Source organism: Streptomyces sp. NPDC050564, from assembly GCF_044457265.1.
Lineage (GTDB): Bacteria > Actinomycetota > Actinomycetes > Streptomycetales > Streptomycetaceae > Streptomyces.
Genome location: NZ_JBITGS010000007.1, coordinates 75,442 through 95,562 on the forward strand (window position 1 = coordinate 75,442; position 20,121 = coordinate 95,562).

17 protein-coding genes and 2 pseudogenes are annotated in these 20,121 nt (G+C 71.0%); 11 read left to right on the top strand and 8 right to left on the bottom strand.

Going from position 1 to position 20,121, the window contains the following annotated elements; translation table 11 throughout:
• Positions 1-96: 96 nt before the first annotated feature.
• Positions 97-1,278 carry an ROK family protein gene (locus ACIBK0_RS13175; protein WP_399079272.1) on the bottom strand — a complete coding sequence of 394 codons (1,182 nt, stop codon included), beginning with the start codon at positions 1,276-1,278 and terminating at the stop codon, positions 97-99.
• A gap of 228 nt (positions 1,279-1,506) precedes the next feature.
• Here ACIBK0_RS13175 and ACIBK0_RS13180 point away from each other — a divergent pair, with 228 nt between their 5' ends.
• Entirely contained in the window at positions 1,507-2,796 is a 1,290-nt protein-coding gene (locus ACIBK0_RS13180) for a low temperature requirement protein A (protein ID WP_399078844.1), read from the top strand.
• Positions 2,797-2,800: 4 nt separating this feature from the next.
• Here ACIBK0_RS13180 and ACIBK0_RS13185 read toward each other — a convergent pair whose 3' ends face one another.
• From ACIBK0_RS13185 to ACIBK0_RS13200, 4 genes are all read right to left on the bottom strand, one after another.
• Positions 2,801-3,478 carry a GntR family transcriptional regulator gene (locus ACIBK0_RS13185; RefSeq protein WP_399078846.1) on the bottom strand — a complete coding sequence of 226 codons (678 nt, stop codon included), beginning with the start codon at positions 3,476-3,478 and terminating at the stop codon, positions 2,801-2,803.
• 182 nt (positions 3,479-3,660) lie between these two features.
• Positions 3,661-4,599 carry a beta-ketoacyl-ACP synthase III gene (locus ACIBK0_RS13190; RefSeq protein ID WP_399078847.1) on the bottom strand — a complete coding sequence of 313 codons (939 nt, stop codon included), beginning with the start codon at positions 4,597-4,599 and terminating at the stop codon, positions 3,661-3,663.
• Between the two features lie 159 nt (positions 4,600-4,758).
• Complete coding sequence (locus ACIBK0_RS13195; protein WP_399078849.1) at positions 4,759-4,890, bottom strand: hypothetical protein; 132 nt, start codon at positions 4,888-4,890, stop codon at positions 4,759-4,761.
• A complete protein-coding gene (locus tag ACIBK0_RS13200) occupies positions 4,859-6,190 on the bottom strand; it encodes an OFA family MFS transporter (protein WP_399078851.1) in 1,332 nt (443 codons plus the stop codon). The genes ACIBK0_RS13195 and ACIBK0_RS13200 overlap by 32 nt, the downstream gene beginning before the upstream one ends.
• A 253-nt stretch (positions 6,191-6,443) precedes the next feature.
• Between ACIBK0_RS13200 and ACIBK0_RS13205 the strand changes: the two genes are divergently transcribed.
• The 4 genes and pseudogenes from ACIBK0_RS13205 to fdhD all read left to right on the top strand — a co-directional run bounded on the left by ACIBK0_RS13205 (position 6,444) and on the right by fdhD (position 8,877).
• Positions 6,444-7,415, top strand: a complete 972-nt coding sequence (locus ACIBK0_RS13205; protein ID WP_399078853.1) for a 2-dehydropantoate 2-reductase — start codon at positions 6,444-6,446, stop codon at positions 7,413-7,415.
• Positions 7,412-7,753, top strand: a pseudogene (locus ACIBK0_RS13210) (hypothetical protein); the annotation flags it as partial. The gene ACIBK0_RS13205 and the pseudogene ACIBK0_RS13210, both read left to right, overlap by 4 nt.
• Positions 7,754-7,865: 112 nt before the next feature.
• A pseudogene (locus ACIBK0_RS13215) lies at positions 7,866-8,006 on the top strand (Fe-S-binding domain-containing protein); the annotation flags it as partial.
• 7 nt (positions 8,007-8,013) lie between these two features.
• The gene (fdhD, locus tag ACIBK0_RS13220; protein WP_399078855.1) at positions 8,014-8,877 is read left to right on the top strand and encodes a formate dehydrogenase accessory sulfurtransferase FdhD; all 864 of its coding nucleotides are present in this window, start codon (positions 8,014-8,016) and stop codon (positions 8,875-8,877) included.
• Positions 8,878-8,989: 112 nt separating this feature from the next.
• Here the strand turns inward: fdhD and ACIBK0_RS13225 are convergent, their stop codons facing one another.
• Positions 8,990-9,433, bottom strand: a complete 444-nt coding sequence (locus ACIBK0_RS13225) for a MarR family winged helix-turn-helix transcriptional regulator (protein ID WP_399078857.1) — start codon at positions 9,431-9,433, stop codon at positions 8,990-8,992.
• Between the two features lie 118 nt (positions 9,434-9,551).
• Between ACIBK0_RS13225 and ACIBK0_RS13230 the strand changes: the two genes are divergently transcribed.
• The 3 genes from ACIBK0_RS13230 (at position 9,552) to ACIBK0_RS13240 (ending at position 14,635) form a co-directional block, all read left to right on the top strand.
• Entirely contained in the window at positions 9,552-10,469 is a 918-nt protein-coding gene (locus ACIBK0_RS13230; protein ID WP_399078859.1) for a zinc-binding alcohol dehydrogenase family protein, read from the top strand.
• Positions 10,470-11,433: 964 nt separating this feature from the next.
• Positions 11,434-13,386, top strand: coding sequence for an exo-alpha-sialidase (locus ACIBK0_RS13235; protein WP_399078861.1), 1,953 nt, complete (start codon positions 11,434-11,436; stop codon positions 13,384-13,386).
• Between the two features lie 10 nt (positions 13,387-13,396).
• Positions 13,397-14,635 carry a DUF4185 domain-containing protein gene (locus tag ACIBK0_RS13240; protein WP_399078863.1) on the top strand — a complete coding sequence of 413 codons (1,239 nt, stop codon included), beginning with the start codon at positions 13,397-13,399 and terminating at the stop codon, positions 14,633-14,635.
• Here ACIBK0_RS13240 and ACIBK0_RS13245 read toward each other — a convergent pair.
• Positions 14,568-15,617, bottom strand: coding sequence for a bile acid:sodium symporter family protein (locus tag ACIBK0_RS13245; protein WP_399078865.1), 1,050 nt, complete (start codon positions 15,615-15,617; stop codon positions 14,568-14,570). The two genes, ACIBK0_RS13240 and ACIBK0_RS13245, sit on opposite strands and share 68 nt — an antisense overlap.
• A 136-nt stretch (positions 15,618-15,753) precedes the next feature.
• Here ACIBK0_RS13245 and ACIBK0_RS13250 point away from each other — a divergent pair, with 136 nt between their 5' ends.
• Both ACIBK0_RS13250 and ACIBK0_RS13255 read left to right on the top strand, forming a co-directional pair.
• Complete coding sequence (locus ACIBK0_RS13250; RefSeq protein WP_399078867.1) at positions 15,754-16,635, top strand: LysR substrate-binding domain-containing protein; 882 nt, start codon at positions 15,754-15,756, stop codon at positions 16,633-16,635.
• Positions 16,636-16,812: 177 nt separating this feature from the next.
• Positions 16,813-17,346, top strand: a complete 534-nt coding sequence (locus tag ACIBK0_RS13255) for a GNAT family N-acetyltransferase (RefSeq protein WP_399078869.1) — start codon at positions 16,813-16,815, stop codon at positions 17,344-17,346.
• 76 nt (positions 17,347-17,422) lie between these two features.
• Here the strand turns inward: ACIBK0_RS13255 and ACIBK0_RS13260 are convergent, their stop codons facing one another.
• Complete coding sequence (locus ACIBK0_RS13260) at positions 17,423-18,397, bottom strand: Lrp/AsnC family transcriptional regulator (RefSeq protein ID WP_399079274.1); 975 nt, start codon at positions 18,395-18,397, stop codon at positions 17,423-17,425.
• A gap of 118 nt (positions 18,398-18,515) precedes the next feature.
• Between ACIBK0_RS13260 and ACIBK0_RS13265 the strand changes: the two genes are divergently transcribed.
• Complete coding sequence (locus tag ACIBK0_RS13265) at positions 18,516-20,000, top strand: MFS transporter (protein WP_399078871.1); 1,485 nt, start codon at positions 18,516-18,518, stop codon at positions 19,998-20,000.
• The last annotated feature ends 121 nt before the right edge of the window (positions 20,001-20,121 follow it).

Sequence of the window (20,121 nt, forward strand, 5' to 3'; positions counted from 1 at the left end):
ATGCGGGCCGGTTGCAGGGCAGGGCGCTTACACGAGCAAGCGTGTTCAGGGCGTGGCAGAGCAGGGCGCTGTGCCGGTGATCTACGGATGACGTGGTTACGCGGGTGAGAACAGGTGGTCGCTGATCAGCCGGGCCCCGCCGATCACGCCGGCGGTCGGGCCCAACTCCCCGAGAACGATGGGCAGGTTGCCGGTCGCCAGAGGCAGCGACTGGCGGTAGACCTGGGTGCGGATGGCGGCGAGCAGCGTGTGGCCGAGGCCGGTGACACCGCCGCCGATCACCACCAGGCCGGGGTTGAAGAACGACACGAGTCCGGCGATGACCTGACCCGTCCGGTTGCCGCCCTCGCGGATCAGATCGAGCGCGGTGGCATCGCCCGCGGCGGCCGCGGCGGCGACGTCGACGGCGCTCAGCGCGCCGTTCGTCTCCAAACGCGTGGCGAGTTCCGCCGAGCGGCCCTGCTGGGCCGCCTCCGTGGCGTCGCGCGCCAGTGCGGCGCCACTGAAGTGGGCCTCCAGGCAGCCCCTGTTGCCACAGGCGCACGGACGCCCGTCGGGCACGGCCTGGATGTGCCCGATGTCGCCCGCGCTGCCCGTCGTACCGCGGTGGACCTCACCGCCGACGACGATGCCGCAACCGATACCCGTGCCGATCTTGACGCAGAGGAAGTCGCCCACGGAGCGTGCGACGCCCGCGTGCTGCTCCCCCATGGCCATCAGGTTCACGTCGTTGTCGACCATGACCGGACAGCCGAGTTCCTGGCTGAGCGCCTCACGGACCGGGAAGCCGTCCCAGCCGGGCATGATCGGCGGGGCGACCGGGACGCCCTCGGGAAAGCGGACGGGTCCCGGTACGCCGATTCCGGCGCCGTCGAACCCTTCCGCGAGCCCCGAAGCCCTCAACTTGGCCGCCATGGCGAGGACTTGCTCGAAGACGGCGACCGGGCCCTCGCGTACGTCCATGGGCTGGTTGATGTGCCCCAGGACTTCCAGTTCCGCGTTGGTCACGGCCACGTCGATCGAGGTGGCACCGATGTCGACGCCGAGGAAGCGCAGGGCCGGTGCGAGCCGGATGTTGTGGGAGCGGCGGCCGCCACGGGATGCGGCGAGTCCGTCGGCCACCACGAGCCCGGTGTCCAGCAGCCGGTCCACCTCGACGGCCAGCTTCGACCGCGAGAGGTCGATCTGATCGCCCAACTGGGCCCGGGAGTTGGGGCCGCCGTCACGCAACAGGCGCAGCAGCCGGGCCTGGTGCGCGTTCGCGGGTCGTGCCGTCATACGTCTCACGAGCCCCTCCCCGCCTCAATCGGCCTGCGTCCGTCAAGTTCCGGCCACTTCACCGGACTTGCTTTCGAGGGGAACGTAGCAGCGGCTGCCCGGAGTGGGAAGAAGTAGCGCGCGAATTGCCGCCAACTTTCTCCACTCACAGGACAAAGGGAGGTCCGCACACCGCGGGGGAGGTCACCTGCATACGATCTGCGCAGCGATCGGTTTCGGGGGGAACTCATGAGCACGGCAGAGGACGAGGCAAGACGCACGACCGCGGAAGAGGCGGGACGCACGACCGTGGACGCAACAGGGAACCCGGCAGCGGGAGAGGCAGCACGCACGACCACGGAAGAGGCGGGACGCAGGGTCAGCACCCTGGAGCTCTTCTTCGACCTGGTCTTCGTCTTCACGCTCACCCAGCTCACCGTGTTGCTCGCCGCCGACCTGTCCTTCGCGACGGCGGCACGCGTCGCGCTGATCTTCGTGGTGCTGTTCTGGATGTACGGCGCCTACGCGTATCTCACCAACCAGGTGCCGCCCGACCGGCCTTCGCGGCGGCTCCTCCTGATGCTGGGCATGGGCGCGTTCCTGGTGTGCGCCCTCGCCATCCCGCGCGCCTTCGACGACGGCGGAGTTGTCTTCGGCCTCGGCTTCCTGGCCGTCGTGCTCGTGCACAGCGCCCTCTACACCCGTAGCCACGGCCGCGATGTGATCTGGTACGCGGTGCCGAACTCCCTGGCCGCGCTGTCGGTCACGGCGGCGGGGCTGTTCGACGGACTCGCCGCCGACGGACTGTGGCTGCTCGCGCTGGTGCTGCAGTTCGTGACGCCCTTCCTGGCGGAGCACGGTCCGCGGCGCCGGGACGGGCGTGAAGCCGCCTTTCTGCGCTCGCAGTTGGGCGGTCTCGACCCAGCGCACTTCGTGGAGCGACACGGGCTGCTGCTGATCGTCGCGTTCGGCGAGTCGGTCATCGCGATCGGTATCGGCATCGGTGATCTGCCGCTGACGGCGGACCTGTTCGGCGGGGCCTTCCTCGCGCTCGCGCTGGCGATCGCCCTGTGGTGGACGTACTTCGTGCGTGACGAGCACGGTGCGGAGACCGTGTTCGCGGCGACCCCGCCGGACCGACGCTGGCGCCTGGCGATGAACGCGTACTACTACGCCTTCCTGCCCATGCTGCTCGGCATCGCCTGTCTCGCGGCGGGCGTGAAGAAGACCCTCGGACATCTCACCGAGCAGCTGCACACCGGCCCCGCCCTCGCGCTCGCCGGCGGGGTCGCCCTCTTCCTCGCCGGTGACGTGGCGTTCCGCGCCGTGCTGCGGCTGTTCCCGGTGAGCTTCCGCGCGGCCGCGGTGCCCGTCACCCTGGCCACCGCGCTGCTCGGCATCCACCTGTCGGCGGTCGCCGAACTCCTCGCGCTGGTAGGTGTGTTGGTGGCGATGCTGGGGGCGGAGGCGCGATGGTCACCGTGCCGGGCCGGCGCGGAGGCTCCGGAGAGCCCCGATTCCCGGGCGACCCTCGCCTGATCCGCTACTTCTCCCGCTCGTGGTACATCTTCCGCGTGTGTTCCGTGTGGGCGCGCATGACCGCCGTGGCGCGCTGCTCGTCACGGTCCGCGATCGCCGCGATCAGTTCACGGTGCTCGATCCAGGACTGGTGACCGCGCTGCCGGGCGACCGGTGTGTAGTACCAGCGGACCCGTCGGTCGACCTGCGCGGCCAGCTCGGCGAGCACCGTGTTGCCCGCGAGCTCCATGACCTTGGCGTGGAGCCGGGCGTTCATCGCGACCGCGCCGTCCACGTCGTCGGCGGCCACCGCACGCTCGCCCTCCTCGCAGAGCGCCTCCAGCGCGGTGATGGCTTCGGTACCCGCGTTGGCGGCGGCGAGCCGGGCGGCCTCGGCCTCCAGGAGCGTGCGGACCGTCAGGAGCTGGTCCGCCTCCTCTTCGGTCGGCTCGTGCACGAACGCGCCCTGGGCGGGCCGCAGATCGACCCAGCCCTCGGTGCTGAGTCGCTGCAGTGCCTCGCGCACGGGCTGCCGGGACACCCCGAGGTGCCCGGCGAGTTCGCTCTCGACGAGGTGCTGGCCCGGCTGGAGGGCGCGGGTGGTGATGAGTTCGAGCAGCGCCTCGTAGACGCGGTCGCGCAGCGGACCGGGCCGTTCGAGCTTGGGCACGGCACCCTGCGGCAGTCCTGTCGTCGACAACATGGCGGTCCCTCCTGGGCAGCGCCGTCGCTGCAATATGAAAGCCAATTATGAATTGTCTTTCGCCTACAGTCTACGGCGCACAAACGCCGGCAGGCACAGGAGTTGGGCTCGTCACACCAGGGCGGGCAAAGGGGCCTGCGAGCGGGCGTCCCAGGACGCTCGCCAGGGAGCGTACGAGCAGATCACGGGCAGCGGACCACCTGTCCCGCGTACGACAGATTCCCGCCGAAGCCGAAGAGCAGGACGGGGTCGCCCGTGGAGATCTCCCCGCGCTCGACGAGCTTGGAGAGGGCCAGCGGGATGCTCGCGGCGGAGGTGTTCCCGGAGTCGGTGACGTCCCGCGCGACGACGGCGTTGACCGCGCCGATCTTCACGGCGAGGGGCTCGATGATGCGCAGGTTGGCCTGGTGCAGGACGACCGCGGCGAGGTCCTCGGGGGCGAGTCCGGCGCGCTCGCAGGCCTTGCGGGCGATGGGCGGGAGCTGGGTGGTGGCCCAGCGGTAGACGCTCTGCCCCTCCTGGGCGAACCGCGCGGGCGTGCCCTCGATCCGTACGGCGTGCCCCATCTCGGGCACCGAGCCCCACAGCACGGGCCCGATCCCCGGCTCGCCGGAGGCTTCGACCACCGCGGCCCCGGCCCCGTCGCCGACGAGCACACAGGTCGTACGGTCGCTCCAGTCCGTCACGTCGGACATCTTGTCGGCGCCGATGACCAGCGCCCGGCTCGCGGCACCGGCCCGCACGGCGTGGTCGGCGGTGGCCAGGGCGTGCGTGAAGCCCGCGCAGACGACGTTGACGTCCATGGCGGCCGGCGACGGGATCCCGAGGCGGGCGGCGACCCGCGCGGCCATGTTCGGGGAGCGGTCGACGGCCGTGGACGTGGCGACCAGCACGAGGTCGATGTCGCCCGGGGTCAGGCCCGCCGCCGCGAGCGCCTTGGCGGCGGCGTGCGCGGCCAGCTCGTCGACCGGCTCGTCGGGCCCCGCGATGTGGCGCGTGCGGATGCCCACCCGGCTCCTGATCCACTCGTCGCTGGTGTCGACCAGGCCCGCCAGGTCCTCGTTGGTGAGTACCTTGGCGGGCTGGTAATGGCCGACGGCGGCGATCCGTGAGCCGTTCATGAGTGGTCCCCCTCGTTGCCTTGGGTAGCGGGATCCACCAGTCTGATCAGTGACTCACGGGTACGACGGCAGGTGATGCCACAGGAATGGGACGCCAGGCTTGTCGGCTTCTGTCAGACCCTCGGACGCCCGAACACCTCCAGCACACTTGCCCGGGCCTCAGCCCGTGAACAGTTGCTTGGCCTTGAGTACCAGCTCGTACAGGCCGTAGCAGAGAGGCACGCCCACCCACAGCCAGGCGAACGCGATCAGACCCCGCCTACTGGGCGGACTGCTCTCGCTGGACATCATCGACGGCCTCCCTCGGTGCGGGAATGTGGTGCCGGACATGGACGGGTCGTACCAGCTCGTTGGCGACGAAGCCGACCGCGAGCAGGCCGATCATGATCAGGAAGGAGAGGCCGTAGAGGGAGGAGCCGTGCTTGCCCGCCGACTCCTGGTGGTCGGCGATCCAGTTGACGATCAGCGGACCGAGGACGCCGGCCGTGGACCAGGCGGTGAGCAGTCGGCCGTGGATCGCTCCGACCTGGTAACTGCCGAAGAGGTCCTTCAGGTACGCGGGAATCGTCGCGAATCCGCCACCGTAGAACGAGAGGATCACCAGCGCGCAGATGATGAACAGAGGCTTCGAGGAATCGCCGAACCAGGCGATGAGCGCGTACATCAGGGCGCCCACCCCGAGATAGACCCGGTAGATGTTCTTGCGCCCGATCAGGTCGGACGTCGACGACCAGCCGATCCGACCCGCCATGTTGGCCGCCGACAGCAGCGCGACGAATCCGGCGGCCGCGGAGACGGACACCGGTGTGGAGGTGTCCGCGAAGAAGTCCGTGATCATCGGCGCGGCCTTCTCCAGGATGCCGATGCCCGCGGTCACGTTCATGCAGAGCACGACCCACAGGCACCAGAACTGCGGGGTGCGCACGGCGTTCCGGGCGGAGACCTGCACACCGTCGAGCGCGCTCGGCGCGGACGCGACCGGCTTCTCGCCGCGCGGCACCCGCACCAGCAGGACGCCGAGCGACATGAAGACGGCGTACGTCAGGCCGTGCACGAGGAAGGCGAGCGCGATGCCGGAGGAGTCGGAACCGAACGACTTCAGCATCTGCGTGGACCACGGCGAGGCGATCAGCGCACCGCCGCCGAAGCCCATGATCGCGATGCCGGTGGCCATGCCGGGCCTGTCCGGGAACCACTTGATCAGAGTGGAGACGGGTGAGATGTAGCCGATGCCGAGGCCGATCCCGCCGACGAAGCCGTAGCCGAGGACGATCAGCCAGTACTGCTCGGTGGCGGCGCCGAGGGCGGCGATCAGGAAGCCGGAGGAGAAGCAGACGAGGGCGACGGTCATCGCCCAGCGCGGTCCGTTTCGCTCGACGAGCGTGCCGCCGAACGCGGCCGACAGACCGAGCATGACGATACCGAGCTGGAAGGGCAGCGCGCTCTGGGTTCCGCTGAGGCCGAGCGCGGATTCGAGCGGTGGCTTGAAGACACTCCAGGCGTAGGCCTGGCCGATGGAGAGGTGGACCGACAGAGCGGCCGGCGGGACGAGCCAGCGGCTCCAGCCGGGCGGTGCGACAGGGGGACTCATGATCCCGGACGATAGGAAGCGGTTGCCCGATGGGGAACCCGCGCGACCGAAACTGGTCGACCGTATGCGATGAGCGGTACCCCTGGCGCGACGAACGGTCGGCGGAGCCCGGCGAACGGTCTCCTGAACATCGCGCGAAAGACCCCCGAGTGCGACGCAACCCTTGCTGGAAGCTATTCCATCCTGTAGACAATATTTCGTCGACAGAGTTCGACAGTTCCTCGGTACCCTCGACCGAACGGAGCGCCACACAGTGAAAGTCGCCGTTCTCGGCGCCGGTGCGATCGGCGCCTACGTCGGCGCCGCGCTGCACCGCGCAGGCGCCGATGTGCACCTCGTCGCCCGTGGACCGCATCTGGCGGCCATGAGGCAGCACGGAGTCAGAGTCCTCAGCCCGCGCGGAGACTTCACCGCGCGCGCCCACGCCACCGACGACCCGGCCCGGATCGGTCCGGTCGACTACGTCTTCCTGGGCCTGAAGGCCAACTCGTACGCGGCGTGCGGGCCGCTGATCGAGCCACTGCTGCACGACACCACGGCGGTCATCGCCGCCCAGAACGGCATCCCCTGGTGGTACTTCCACCGGCACGGCGGCCCGCACGACGGCCACCGCATCGAGAGCGTGGATCCGGACGGCGCGGTCAGTGCGGTGCTCGCGCCCGAACGGGCCATCGGATGCGTGGTCTATGCCGCGACCGAGCTGGAAGGACCGGGCGTCGTACGCCATCTCGAAGGCACCCGGTTCTCCATCGGCGAGCCCGACCGCTCCCTGTCCGCGCGCTGTCAGGCGTTCAGCGAGGCCATGCAGGCGGGCGGGCTCAAGTGTCCGGTCGAGCAGGACCTGCGCAACGACATCTGGCTCAAACTGCTCGGCAATATCTCCTTCAACCCGATCAGCGCGCTGGCCCGCGCGACGATGCGGCAGATGTGCCTGCACGGCGGCACGCGCAAGGTCATCGAGATCATGATGACCGAGACGCTCGCGGTCGCCGAGGCCCTCGGCTGCAAGGTGGGCGTCTCCATCGAGCGGCGCCTGGCCGGCGCCGAGCGCGTCGGCGACCACCGCACCTCCACGCTCCAGGACCTGGAGCGCGGCAAACCGCTCGAACTCGACGTGCTGCTCGCGGCCGTCGTGGAGCTGGCGGAGATCACCGAGGTCCCGGTGCCGACGCTCCGAACCGTCCACGCCATCTCGGATCTGCTCGCGCTGCGGACCGCGGCATGAGCGGACACACTCCGCAGGCCTACGCCCGGCTCACACAGCCCCTGGTACGGGACTCCCGCGACGAGCCCTTCCGGCAGACCGACCGGGACGAGGCGCCGACCCGTGTCGCCCAGGGGCTGAGCCGGGCGCGCGGAGCCTTCGGAATGTTCCCCCGCGCGCATGCGACGAGTGAAATGTCCTACGTGGCAGGGAAGTTCGCGCGTGCCGCCATGGGCAAGCACCACGTGGACTTCCCCAGCCGGCTCGTGCTGAACGCCGGCACCGAGATCCCGATGGCCCACGCGATCGGCCGGGAGATCGTCCGAGCGGGCCTCGCCGACCTCGCCTCCATCGGTCGAACTGCCCGATCGTGGGGACGGCGGAGTTCCGGGCATCGGCAATCCGGATCGAGAAGTTGCCCGTCGCGGCGGTGCGGAGCTGAGGACGGACATGGACCCGCGCCCTTGCCGCGGAGTGGGCTGCGACCTCACCCCGCACGTGCAGGACAATGAGATCGTGAAGGTCACCTCGCCGCACGACGACCCGGTGACCGACGGCAACCTCCGCATCAAGGGCCGATTCGGCCACCAGCACGTACAGAACCGGGGCTGATCAGGACATGGGACGAGTCACGGAACGACGCAAGGTGATTCGCATCCGGGACGGGGCCGTGAGCACCCGCCCGGACACGCTCGTCGCCGAGGAACCACTGGAAATCCGCCTCAACGGCAAACCCCTCGCCATCACCATGCGCACACCGGGCGACGACTTCGCGCTCGCCGCGGGCTTCCTGGTCAGCGAAGGGGTACTGGGCGAGGTCGACGAGCTGCAGAACATCGTGTACTGCGCGGGCGCCACCGTGGACGGCTCCAACACGTACAACGTCGTCGACGTGCGGACGGCGCCCGGCGTAGTCATCCCCGACATCACGCTCGAACGCAACGTGTACACCTCGTCCTCCTGCGGCCTGTGCGGCAAAGCGAGCCTGGACGCGGTCCGTACGACGGCCCGCTGGACGATCGACGACACGGCGGGCGACACCACTCCCCCGGTGCGGCTCGAACCCGAGCTGCTCGCCGGCCTCCCCGACCGGCTGCGGGCGGCTCAGCGGGTCTTCGACCGGACCGGGGGCCTGCACGCGGCGGCACTGTTCACGGAGGAGGGCGAGCTCCTCGACATACGGGAGGACGTGGGCCGGCACAACGCGGTCGACAAGCTGGTCGGCCGAGCCCTGCAGAACGGCACGCTCCCCCTCTCCCGAACGGTCCTGCTCGTCTCCGGGCGGGCCTCCTTCGAGCTGGCGCAGAAGGCGGTCATGGCGGGCATTCCGATGCTCGCGGCGGTCTCGGCCCCGTCGTCCCTGGCGGTCGACCTGGCCGCGGAGACAGGCCTCACCCTGGTCGGCTTCCTGCGCGGGGCCTCCATGAACGTGTACGCGGGCGAGCACCGCATCGCCCTGCGGGCCGCGGCCACCCAGGGCTGACCGGCTCCCCGCGACACGGCGGCGGGGTCCCGAACGGCGGGGAGCGCCCCCTGCGTCGACGGGGCCCCGCCTCGGCCCCACCCCGGCCCTGCCGCGCGAGGGCCAGGCCCCCTCATCCCGCCGGTGGCTCCGTGCCGGAGATCCGCTTCAACAAGCCCATGAACTGATCCCGCTCGGCCGCCGAGAGCGGCGCCAGCAGGGTGTCGTTCGCCCGGCGGGCCGCGGTTTCGCAGCGCTCCAGCAGGCGTGCGCCCTCCTCGGTGAGGGACACCGCGTTCTTGCGGCGGTCCTTCGGATCCGGCTCGCGGACGACCAGACCCGCGGACTGAAGGTCGTTGAGAATCCCGACCAGGTCCTTGGGGTCGAGCTGGATGGAACGGCCGAGCTCGGCCTGGGCGACGGGACCGAGATCGGAGACGGCGGAGAGCACCACGTGGTGCCACATCTTCACGCCCTCGGCAGCCAGGGCCTCGGCCACGAGCGCGCGGCCACGGGCGGCGGCCCTGCCGAGCAGCCAGCTGGGCAGTGCACGGATCGCGGACAGGAGGGCGGTCATGCCGTCAGGGTAGCGAACAACCGTTGGACTTCCCAACGATTCGTCGGATATCATTGGGACTCCCAACGACTTCGATCGTCTTGGATCGTCTTCGACTGCATTCGACTGTGGAGGTGCCATGCGTCGCGTTCGCTACGAGCACACGGGTGGTCCGCTGTTCCTGGAGGACGTTCCCGTGCCCACCGCAGGGCCCGGCGAGCTGCTCGTCCGCACCGAGGCGATCGGCGTGACCCTCCCTGTCGTACGGAAAGTCACCGAGGCGGCCGAGCCGATCCCGCTCGGCGGCGAGGTCGCCGGGGAGGTCGTCGCCGTCGGTGCGGGCGTCACCCGTTTCCGGGCGGGCGACCGCGTCACCGGGCTCTGCTTCGGGCACGGGTACGCCGACTACGCGCCCCTGCTCGAAGCCATGGCCACGCCCGTTCCCGAGAGCGCGAGCGCCGTCGATGCGGTCGCCCTCGTCCGCAGCGGTCTGATCGCGCTCGGCGTCCTGGAAGCGGCGCGCCCCGCACCCGGCGAGTCCGTGCTCGTCACGGCGGCGGCCGGCGGTGTCGGGCACCTCGCCGTCCAGCTCGCCCGTCTGCGGGGCGCGTCGCGTGTCATGGGCGCCGTGTCCGCTTCCGGGAAGAAGGAGTTCGTACGGAGTCTCGGCGCCGACGCGGTGATCACGTACGACACCGCCGACTGGGGCACCCCCGTCGACTACGCCCTCGACGCGGTCGGCGGCGACCTGCTCACCCCGGCCATCGCCGCGCTCGCTGCGGGCGGGCGGCTGGTCGCGTACAGCTCGGGCGGTGGGAGCATCCAGGCGTACGACCTGCTCGTGGGCGCCAAGTCGGTGATCGGCTTCCAGATGGCGCGGATCGCGCGCGGGGAGCCGGAGTTGTACGAGCGGTGGCGACTGGAGCTGTGGCGGCTGTTCAGGGACGGCACGCTGAATCCCGTCGTGCACGGGGAGTTCGCGCTGGAGGACGCCGCGAAGGCGCACGAGGTGATCGAGTCGCGGAGCAACCTCGGCAAAGTGGTGCTGCGGACCTGACCGATGGACGGCTCGGTGGTGCCGCACCCTGACCGACGAACAGCTCGGTGGCGCGGCACCCCTGACCGACCAACAGCACGACGGCACCGCGGCTGACCGACCAACGGCACGGGTGGTACTGCGGCTGCCCGACCAACGGCACGAAAGCGCCACGGCCGACCGACCAACGGCACGGTGATACTGCGCCGATTGCCGATTGCCGATGGTCGGCAAGGTCGGGCAGCAGTCATGACACTCCGTCACCACCCGACCGGGGTACCGCACACCGTCCGCACATCCCCGCGCCCCCGGGCTCGTTACTCCTGGCGAGTTCCATCGGGCCACGTCCGCGCGGCCCATCGTCCAGGTAGGAGGCAGTTACTTGGATGCCGGCACCACCCTGCTCGATCTCCCGGATCTCCCGGAACTCCCGGCACGAAGGGCGAGCGGGGCGCGGGCGGCAAGACGGGTGCCACCGGGGAGCGCGGGCCGCGGGGCGAGCCGGGTGATCCGGGACCGTCCGGCGCGCCCGGCGCCTCGGGAGCGCCGGGTGCAGACGGCTCCCCTGGCCCGACAGGGCCACCCGGTCCCCAGGGTGAGCAGGGCTACCAGGGCCAACCGGGGTCCTCCGGCATGTCGGGCGTGAAGGGCGACAGGGGAGACCAGGGAGATCCCGGTCCGGCCGGCCCCAAGGGCGACCCCGGGTCCAGCTGCCCGGACGGCTATGCGCTCCAGACGCCCGTGAACGACCCCGACGCCCTGGTCTGCCGCAGGAGTGGAGCGGGCCCGGCGCCAACTCCCCAGCCGACGGCCGTACTTCCACTGCTGCCGGCCCCGCGGCGCCGAAGGGATCCGACATGAACACGACCGGTGCACGCTTCTTGTGGGGTGCCTGAGAGCCCAAGTAGCGTCTGCGACGCGAACGTTGGACGTGGGATGTCCAGAGTATCCGGATTGCCCAGCCGCATGAAGGGCAGGTCGCACCATGCCGTCAAGCCTCCGCGCACATCTGAGACTCACTCCTCAACGACGTCTCAGATCCACCCTCACCGCCGCTCTCACCACCGCTCTCACCATCGCCGCGCTGCTCGCGCTGCCGAGCCCGGCGGGAGCCGAACAGGCCTTAGCCAAGGGCGAGTTCGATCAGCAGGTGCTCTTCAAGGCCGCCCAGGATCCCGGCTACGCCTGCTTCCGCATTCCGGCCGTCGTGAAGACGACCGAGGGCACACTGCTGGCGTTCGCCGAGGGGCGCGTCCTCAACTGCGGGGACGCGGCCGACATCGACATCGTGGTCAAGCGCTCCACCGACGGCGGCCGTACCTGGGGCCCCCTCCAGGTCGTCAACGACGGCGGTGGCGACACGCACGGCAACCCCGCGCCCATCGTGGACCGCGAGACCGGCCGGATCCTGCTGGCCGAGACGTACAACACGGGCCGCACGGACAGCGCGAGTTGCTCCGTGCCCTGCGACCGCACCCCGCACCTGCAGTACAGCGACGACGACGGCCTCACCTGGTCGCAGCCGCGCGACCTGAGCGACGAGATCCTCCCGACCACCTGGAATTCCTGGTACGCCACCGGGCCCGTGCACGGCATCCAGCTGACCCGGGGCCGCCACGCGGGACGGCTCGTGTTCGGCGTCAACACCGAGACGTGGAACGGCAGTCGGGTCACCGCCAACAACGCCGCGCTGATCACCAGTGACGACGGCGGCGACCACTGGGACATCGGCGCGACCGACTCCTGGCCGATCGCCGACGACGGCACCTTCCGCCAGAAACCGTCCGAGATGGCGCTCACCGAACGCACCGACGGCTCCGTCCTCGTCAGCGGGCGCGAGCAGGACGGCACCGACCTCGGCCACCGCACGCAGGCCGTCAGCCGCGACGGGGGCGACAGCTTCGTGACCCCCTTCCGCGACCTCCCCGACCTCTACGCGCCGCAGGTCCAGGGCTCCACCCTGCGCCTCGGCGACCGGATCCTGCTGTCCTGCCCCGGCGACCCGGACCGCCGCCGGACGATGATGATCCGCTCCTCGTACGACGGCGGGCGCACGTGGGACAGCGTGGACCGCGGCACAGTCGTCACCACCGATTGGTCCGGGTACTCGGACATGGTCCGCGTCGACGGCGACACGGTGGGTCTGATGTACGAGGGCGGCGCGGTCGACGCGCGCGACGAGATCCGCTTCGCCCGGTTCACCGAGGACTGGCTCAAGCCACGCCGTGGCCCGGACCCGACGACGGCCGACCTCGCTCCGGGCACCAAGCGGGCAGCGGTCCTCGGCGGCGCCCAGGAGACCGACGGCGTGTTCGGCGGCGCGCTCGCCTTCGACGGCACCGACGACGCCGTGCGACTGCCGTATCAGGACCGACTGCCGCTCGGGACGAAGGACTTCACGGCCTCCCTGTGGTTCCGCTACACCGCCACCACCGGTGAGCAGCCGCTTCTGTGGATGGGCGGGATCGGGACGACGCAACCGCAGGTGTGGCTGCGCGGCGAGCCCGCCTCCAACCGGATCACCGGGCTGATCACCACGAGGAACGGCGCGTCGGCCCCGGCAACGGCGTCCGTGCGCACCACGAGCGCGTACAACGACGGCCAGTGGCACCATCTGGCGCTGCGCCGGGATGGGGGCACCTCCCGCTCGAGCGGAGCCGAGAGTGGGGGAGGACAGCTCACGCTGTTCATCGACGGTACGACGGTCAGCACCGCCGACGTGCCCGGATCGGTCAGCCGCAACTCGCCGTTCGGGGTGCACATCGGCCAACGGATGGACAGCCGGGCGTTCTTCACCGGCGCGATCGACGACGTACGGGTCTACGACCGGGCGTTGAGCGACGACGAGCTGGCGGCGGCGCCCGAGCAGACCTCGCAGAAGGTGACCCGGGACACCGTCCTGTGGCTGCCCATGGACCATGCGAGCGCAGACCACTAACGTCCCGTCCGTGCCCGACGACGCACGAGCACGACGGCAGAACGGGACCGGGCTGGGCATCCTGCTGGCCCTGGTCTGCGCGGCCGTGCTGCTCACCGCCCTCCCGGATCACGACCGGGAGGGCGGCGGCGCGTGCACGGCTCGTACGGTCAGGTCCTGGACCGCGAACGCGAAGTTCACCGGCGAGTTCGCCCGGTACGGCGACGACGCCGGCCGCACCGACGACTGGACCGGAGGCGACGGCACCCACTCGGTGCGGCTGCCGGACGGGCGGGTGCTGTGGCTGTTCTCGGACACCTATCTGGGCTTGGTGCACGGGCCGCCGAATCCGGTCGGAGAGTCGTACGCCTGGCGGGACACGAGCGCGCCCCTCGTGCGCAACTCGGCGGTCGTGATGTCGCGCGACGGCCGACTGCGGACGACACTTCCCGCCCCCGTGTTCCCGGACCCGGGGCCGCAGCAGTGGCGCTGGCCGGTGGCGGCCCGCGTCGAGCCCCGCTCCCCCGACTCCTCGGAGAACGTCGTACGCGTCCTGCTGTGGACCCGTACCACGGGCCAGGCCCCGTGGATCTACGGCGTGCCCACCTCGACCGAGGTCGCCACGCTCTCGCTGCCGGACCTGCGTCTCGAAGGCATCACCACGGTCCTGGACCAGCGTTCCGTCCCGGACGCCTCCCAACGGGTGTTGTTCGGTACTTCCACGCTGGATGCGGGCGACTGGACGTACGTCTTCGGCGGCGACGACGGGCAGGCCGCCTCGCGCCCCGCCTCGAAGGCTTACGTCGCCCGGGTGCCGCGCGGCAGGCTGGCCGAGCCGGGGGCCTGGGAGTACTGGGACGGCTCGGGGTGGACGGTGCGGGCGCGTCCGGCGCCGGTGCTCGGGGACGGGCAGCGCACGGGGGTGGGCAGCGCGTTCACGGTGGTGCGCGACGGCGGCACGTACGTGCTGTTCACGATGGCGACCGGCACCGCGGGCCTGACGACGATCACCTCGTACTGGGCGTGCTCGCCGACCGGCCCCTGGCACGGGCCCACCCGCAGCTTCAGCCCGTCCCTGCCCCGAGGTGACGTGGCGGCGTACAACCCGCAGGCGCACCCGGAGCTGAGCGACGGGGACCGGATCGTGCTCAGCTACGACGTCAACTGGCTGGACGCGACGGGCGCCGCCGCGCAGGCGAACCTCAGTCGGAACGTGTCCCTGTACCGACCGAGATTCGTGACTCTGCGGCTGAGGGAACCGGGGTCGTAGCCGTCTCGGCGGCCTCGGGGTCGCGGGCACGGCGCCGGGCGATCACCGCGCACACCATGAGCTGCATCTGGTGGAAGAGCATCAGCGGCAGCACGGCGAGCGAGGCGTGCGCGCCGAACAGCACGCTGGCCATGGGAAGTCCGGAGGCGAGGGACTTCTTCGACCCGGCGAACTGGATCGCGATCCGGTCCGCCCGGTTGAAGCGCAGGGCCTTCGCGCCGTACCAGGTGAGCGCGAGCATCAAGGAGAGCAGCGCGGCCTCGACGATCAGGAGTCCGCCCAGCCTGACGGGGCTCACCTGGTGCCAGATGCCCTGCACCATGCCCTCGCTGAACGCGGTGTAGACGACGAGCAGTATGGAGCCGCGGTCGACGTATCCGAGGACCTTCTTGTGCCGCGTGACGAATCCGCCGATCCAGCGGCGCAGCACCTGCCCGGCGACGAAGGGCACCAGCAGCTGCAGCACGATCTTGACGAGTGCGTCCGTGGAGAAGCCGCCGCCGCTGTTGCCCAGCAGGGACGCCGCGAGCAGCGGGGTGATCACGATGCCCGCGAGCGAGGAGAAGGAGCCCGCGCAGATCGCGGCGGGCACGTTGCCCCGCGCTATCGAGGTGAACGCGATCGACGACTGGATGGTCGACGGGACGAGCGTGAGGAAGAGGAGGCCGGTGTACAGGTTGTGCGTCAGGAAGACCGGCTCAAGGCCGCGAGCCGCGAGGCCCAGCAGCGGGAAGATCACAAAGGTGCAGGCCAGGACCGTGCCGTGGAGCCGCCAGTGCCTGAGCCCCTCGACCGCCTCACGGGTGGACAGGCGCGCCCCGTAGAGGAAGAACAGGAAGGCGATCGCGGCCGTGGACGCGCCCGAGGCGACGTCGGCGCCCGTACCCCGCGCCGGGAAGAGGGCAGCGAGGCCCACCGTCCCGAGCAACAGCACGATGTACGGGTCGATCGGCATCCAACTCGGCCACTGCAGGCGTTTCAACGGTGCTCCACTGCTCGGTTCTGTGTGTCGTTGTACCAGGTCGGGTCGTGCCCTCTCCATCGTCCTCCTCCGACCCGCAATCGGGAATCCGTCATACCGCACTGACTGTCATTGCGATTCGCGATAACGTGATCCCATGTACGACCCGTCCCAGCTGCGTACCTTCCTCGCGGTGGCCCAAACTCTGAGCTTCACCCAGGCCGCACGGCGCCTCGGGCTGCGGCAGTCCACGGTCAGCCAGCACGTACGCCGTCTCGAGGACACCGCCGGGCGGCAGCTGTTCGCCCGGGACACGCACTCCGTGGAACTCACGGAGGACGGCGAGGCCATGCTCGGCTTCGCGCGCCGGATCCTGGAGGTACAGGAGCAGGCGACGGCCTTCTTCACCGGGACGCGGCTGCGTGGCCGGCTGCGGTTCGGCGCGTCCGAGGACTTCGTCCTCACCCGGCTGCCGGAGATCCTGGAGGGCTTCCGGTACGACCATCCCGAGGTGGACCTGGAGCTGACGGTCGAGCTGTCCGGCACGCTCCACGAGCAGCTCGCGGCGGGCCGGCTCGACCTGGTGCTGGCGAAACGGCGGCCCGAGGATCCGCGCGGCGAGCTCGTCTGGCACGACCGCCTGGTGTGGATCGGTGCGGAACGGCTGCGCCTGGACCCCGACCGGCCGGTCCCCCTGATCGTCTACCCGTCCCCGGGCATCACCCGCGCCCTGGCCATGGAAGCCCTGGAACGCCAGGGCCGCCCGTGGCGCATCGCCTGCACCAGCGGCAGCCTCAACGGCCTCATCGCGGCCGCCCGCGCGGGCCTGGGCGTGATGGCCCACTCCCGCGGACTCCTCCCGCCGGGGCTGGTCCGCGTACCGGAGCGGGCGGGGCTGCCGGAACTCGGCGAGGTCGACTTCGTCCTGGTGCACGGACGGCGCCGGACGTCCGCGCAGGAGGCGGCGGACGCGCTGGCGGCGGCGATCCTGAGCGGCGGGGTCCGGTTGCACCCGGGACCGACGGGACCGCGAAGCTGAGGCGCTTCCCTCGGCATCGGACACCGTGCCGTCCCGCTCCGCCTCAGCACGCCCCCCACAAGGGAGGTCCTGATGCCTCGACCCCCACAACGGGGGTCCTGATGCCTCGACGCCGGGCGACGGGGCAACGCCCGGTGCGGTGAGAGGAAGAAGGAAGCAAAAGGGCAGGATGGGGTCATGAGCGAGATCCGCACCCCCCGTCTTCTCCTGCGCCGCTGGCTGGATGACGACCTCGTCCCCCTGTCCGAGATCCACGCCGACCCGGCGGTGATGCAGTGGATCGGTGACGGCAGCCCGCGCTCCCTGGAAGAGACCGCCGAGGACATCGAGGCGTGGGAGGAGGAGTGGGACGAGGAGGGCTTCGGTATCTTCGCCGTCGAGCTCCTCGGATCCGGAGAGCTGGCCGGAGCGGTGGGCCTGTACGTTCCCGGCTCCCCGCCCGAGGTCGCCGGCCAGGTGGCGATCGCCTGGCGGCTGGGGCGGGTGTTCTGGGGGCAGGGTTACGCGTCGGAAGCGGCGCAGGCCACGCTCGAGTTCGCTCTCCAGGACCGTGGTCTCGACCGGGTCGTCGCCGTATGCCGGACGAGCGACACCGCGTCCGCGAACGTCCTGGGCAAACTCGGTATGCGGGCGGAGAGCACGGCGCAGGACCCGCAGACCGGGCACGATCTGCGGGTGTACGGGATCGATCTCACGGAGTTCCAGGCCTAGGGTTCTCCCGCACGTTCCGTCGGCGCCCTGCGCGAGCGCGGCAGCGCGCCGGACGGCAGGGCCTGCGCGAGGCCGCCTAGCGAGTCGGCCTCGTGTACGTGAGCTGCTTGACCCGGCGCAGGAAGGGCGTCGTCTCGACGTGCTGCACGCCTTCGAGGCGGCCGAGTCCCTCGCTCAGGTAGGCGTAGAGGCCCGCCGTGTCGCGTGCGACGGCGGTCACGACGATGTTGGAGGATCCCGCTGTCGCGGAGGCGAAGGCGACCTCGTCGTGGGTGGCGAGGGCCTGTCCGACGGAGTGGAGCGCGGCCGGGGCGGCCGTGACCCACAGGCAACCGGCGAGCGGGTAGCCGAGGATCTCGGAGTGGTACTCGACGTCGATGTACACGGCCCCTGAGGCGATCAGCCCGGCCAGCCGGCGTTTGACGGCGGACTCGGAGCGGCCGGTGACCCGTTGGAGCTCGGGATAGGTGGCGCGTCCGTCCCGTTCGAGGGCGATGACCAGCGGCTCGTCCTCGGGGTCGATCCGGGCGGGGCCAGTGCTGTCGGGCGCCTCGGGGCGCAGCGCGGCGAGCTGATCGTCCGTCAGTACGGTGAACTTGCCGAGCCATCCTTGGGGCCCGCCGAAGAAACGGTGCAGCAGCTGGTGAGCGCGGATCTCCATGACGCTCGGGGTGCGCGGGAGCTTGCCGAGCAGCAGGTCGTCGTGTTCACCGGGGCTGCGGGGGCGCGTCATGCACAGCACCTCGGTACCGCCCGAGGCGAGCCCGATCCACGCGGTGTCGGGGCGCTTGGCCAGCCCCTCCGCGATGGCCTCGGCGCTGTCGGGCGCGCAGCGCAGCCGCAGCATCCATTGGTCCTGGCCGAGCCGCTGGGCGTCGCGGACGGCGACGACGCGCAGCCCGCCCTCGGCGCACAGCCTGCGGTAGCGCCGCGCGATCGTCTGGTCGGAGACGCCCAGCACCGCCGCGATCCGGCTGAAGGGCGCGCGGCCGTCCAGCTCCAGCGCCGCCAGCAACTGCAGATCGAGCTCGTCGAAGGTGTGGGATTTCATCTTCACGGGGCCTGCCCTTGTCGGATTCCGTCGATCAGGCGTCGGTATCCGCCGCGATCATCCGGCGCGACCTCATCGTACGGAGGCATACGCATCCGTGGCACAAGGAGTTGAGGACATGCGTACATGGGGGCCGCTCACGGCGGTGTGCCTGGGCACGTTCATGTTGTTGCTGGACGTCACGATCGGGGTCGTCGCGCTGCCGGACATGGCGCGGGCACTGCACGCGTCGCTGAGTGATCTGCAGTGGGTGATCGACGGGTACGCGCTCGCGCTCGCCGCGCTGCTGCTGGGAGTTGGGGCCGCGGCCGACATCCTCGGCCGGCGCCGGGTGCATGTGGCGGGCGTCGTGCTGTTCGCGGTGGCGTCGCTGCTGTGCGGGCTGGCGTCCGGGCCCGGGATGCTGGTCGCGGCGCGCGGACTGCAGGGCGTGGGCGCGGCGGCGATGTTCGCGACGACGCTTCCCCTGCTCGGCTCGGTCTACCAGGCGCGGCAGCGATCGGTGGCGCTCGGGGTGTGGGGCGCCGTCAGCGGCAGTGCGGCCGCGGTCGGACCGGTTCTCGGCGGGCTGCTCACCGAGGGGCCCGGCTGGCGATGGATCTTCTTCGTGAACCTGCCGGTGAGCGTGGCGTCGGTGTGGCTCACGCTGAAGGTGGTCCCCGAGTCGCGCGGTCCGCGCGGCATGCGCATCGACTGGGCGGGCACGGCGGCGTTCGCGTGCTTCGCGGGGGCGACCACGTACGGGGTGGTGCGGGCCGGGTCCGACGGCTGGACGTCGGCGGTCACGACGGGCGCGTTCGCGCTCGCGGCACTCTCGCTGGTCGGGTTCGTCCTCGTCGAGCGCCGGGTGGCCCATCCGCTGCTCGATCTGTCGCTCCTGCGCAAGCCCGCGTTCGTGGGCGTGATGGTGGGCGCGCTCGCCTTCAACGGGGCGGCGTTCGGTGTCATCCCGTATCTGTCGATCTGGATGCAGACGGTGCTGGACATGAGCCCGGTGCGCGGTGGGCTCACACTGCTGCCGATGACGGGCGCCTCGGTGGTGATCGCGATCCTGGCCGGGAAGCTGCTGCACGGGGTTCCGGCGCGGCTGACGATGGGCGGCGGGCTGCTGCTGATCGGCTCGGGAGTGTTCTGCCAGGCCGTGCTGGACGCGGCCGTGAGCTGGACGGCGCTGGTGCCGGGCCTGGTGCTGGTGGGGATCGGCACCGGGTTCGTCTCCCCCGCGATCGCGGGGGCCGCGCTCGCCGCGGTGCCGCCGGAGCGGGCGGGTATGGCGGGCGGCGCGGTCAACACGGTCCGTCAGCTCGGCTACGCGCTCGGGGTCGCCGTCTTCGGCACGGTGCTGACCTCCCGCATGCAGGACACGCTGTCGCACGACGCGGCGCACACGCTGGCGGGCGGCGGCGCCGGGGCGCTGCGGGGCACGCTGTCCGAGCACACGCTGCGGGCCGCCTTCGCCTCGGGGCTCAACACAGCGTCGGTGGTGGCGGGTGTGACGGGAGTGACCGCCGGCGCGCTGGTACTGATGCTGGCGCGGACACCGCGTCCTGCGGCGAGCGCGGCCGTGGCACCGGCCGAGACGGTGACGGCGTCTCGGCGGTGACGCCGCGAGGGTGCCGAGCCGGTCCCGGGCCGACCGGGACCGGCTCGGCACCCTTTGCGCAGGGACTCCCGGGGCGACACGGACCCCGGAATCGGATGCTCCACGTCCGGTATCCGGGGGG

Bases quoted from the DNA above. Each gene is read 5' to 3' on its own strand.
- ACIBK0_RS13175 (WP_399079272.1), bottom strand. From the start codon at position 1,278: ATGACGGCACGACCCGCGAACGCGCACCAGGCCCGGCTGCTGCGCCTG.
- ACIBK0_RS13180 (WP_399078844.1), top strand. From the start codon at position 1,507: ATGAGCACGGCAGAGGACGAGGCAAGACGCACGACCGCGGAAGAGGCG.
- ACIBK0_RS13185 (WP_399078846.1), bottom strand. From the start codon at position 3,478: ATGTTGTCGACGACAGGACTGCCGCAGGGTGCCGTGCCCAAGCTCGAA.
- ACIBK0_RS13190 (WP_399078847.1), bottom strand. From the start codon at position 4,599: ATGAACGGCTCACGGATCGCCGCCGTCGGCCATTACCAGCCCGCCAAG.
- ACIBK0_RS13195 (WP_399078849.1), bottom strand. From the start codon at position 4,890: ATGATGTCCAGCGAGAGCAGTCCGCCCAGTAGGCGGGGTCTGATCGCG.
- ACIBK0_RS13200 (WP_399078851.1), bottom strand. From the start codon at position 6,190: ATGAGTCCCCCTGTCGCACCGCCCGGCTGGAGCCGCTGGCTCGTCCCG.
- fdhD (WP_399078855.1), top strand. From the start codon at position 8,014: ATGGGACGAGTCACGGAACGACGCAAGGTGATTCGCATCCGGGACGGG.
- ACIBK0_RS13225 (WP_399078857.1), bottom strand. From the start codon at position 9,433: ATGACCGCCCTCCTGTCCGCGATCCGTGCACTGCCCAGCTGGCTGCTC.
- ACIBK0_RS13230 (WP_399078859.1), top strand. From the start codon at position 9,552: ATGCGTCGCGTTCGCTACGAGCACACGGGTGGTCCGCTGTTCCTGGAG.
- ACIBK0_RS13235 (WP_399078861.1), top strand. From the start codon at position 11,434: ATGCCGTCAAGCCTCCGCGCACATCTGAGACTCACTCCTCAACGACGT.
- ACIBK0_RS13250 (WP_399078867.1), top strand. From the start codon at position 15,754: ATGTACGACCCGTCCCAGCTGCGTACCTTCCTCGCGGTGGCCCAAACT.
- ACIBK0_RS13255 (WP_399078869.1), top strand. From the start codon at position 16,813: ATGAGCGAGATCCGCACCCCCCGTCTTCTCCTGCGCCGCTGGCTGGAT.
- ACIBK0_RS13260 (WP_399079274.1), bottom strand. From the start codon at position 18,397: ATGAAATCCCACACCTTCGACGAGCTCGATCTGCAGTTGCTGGCGGCG.
- ACIBK0_RS13265 (WP_399078871.1), top strand. From the start codon at position 18,516: ATGCGTACATGGGGGCCGCTCACGGCGGTGTGCCTGGGCACGTTCATG.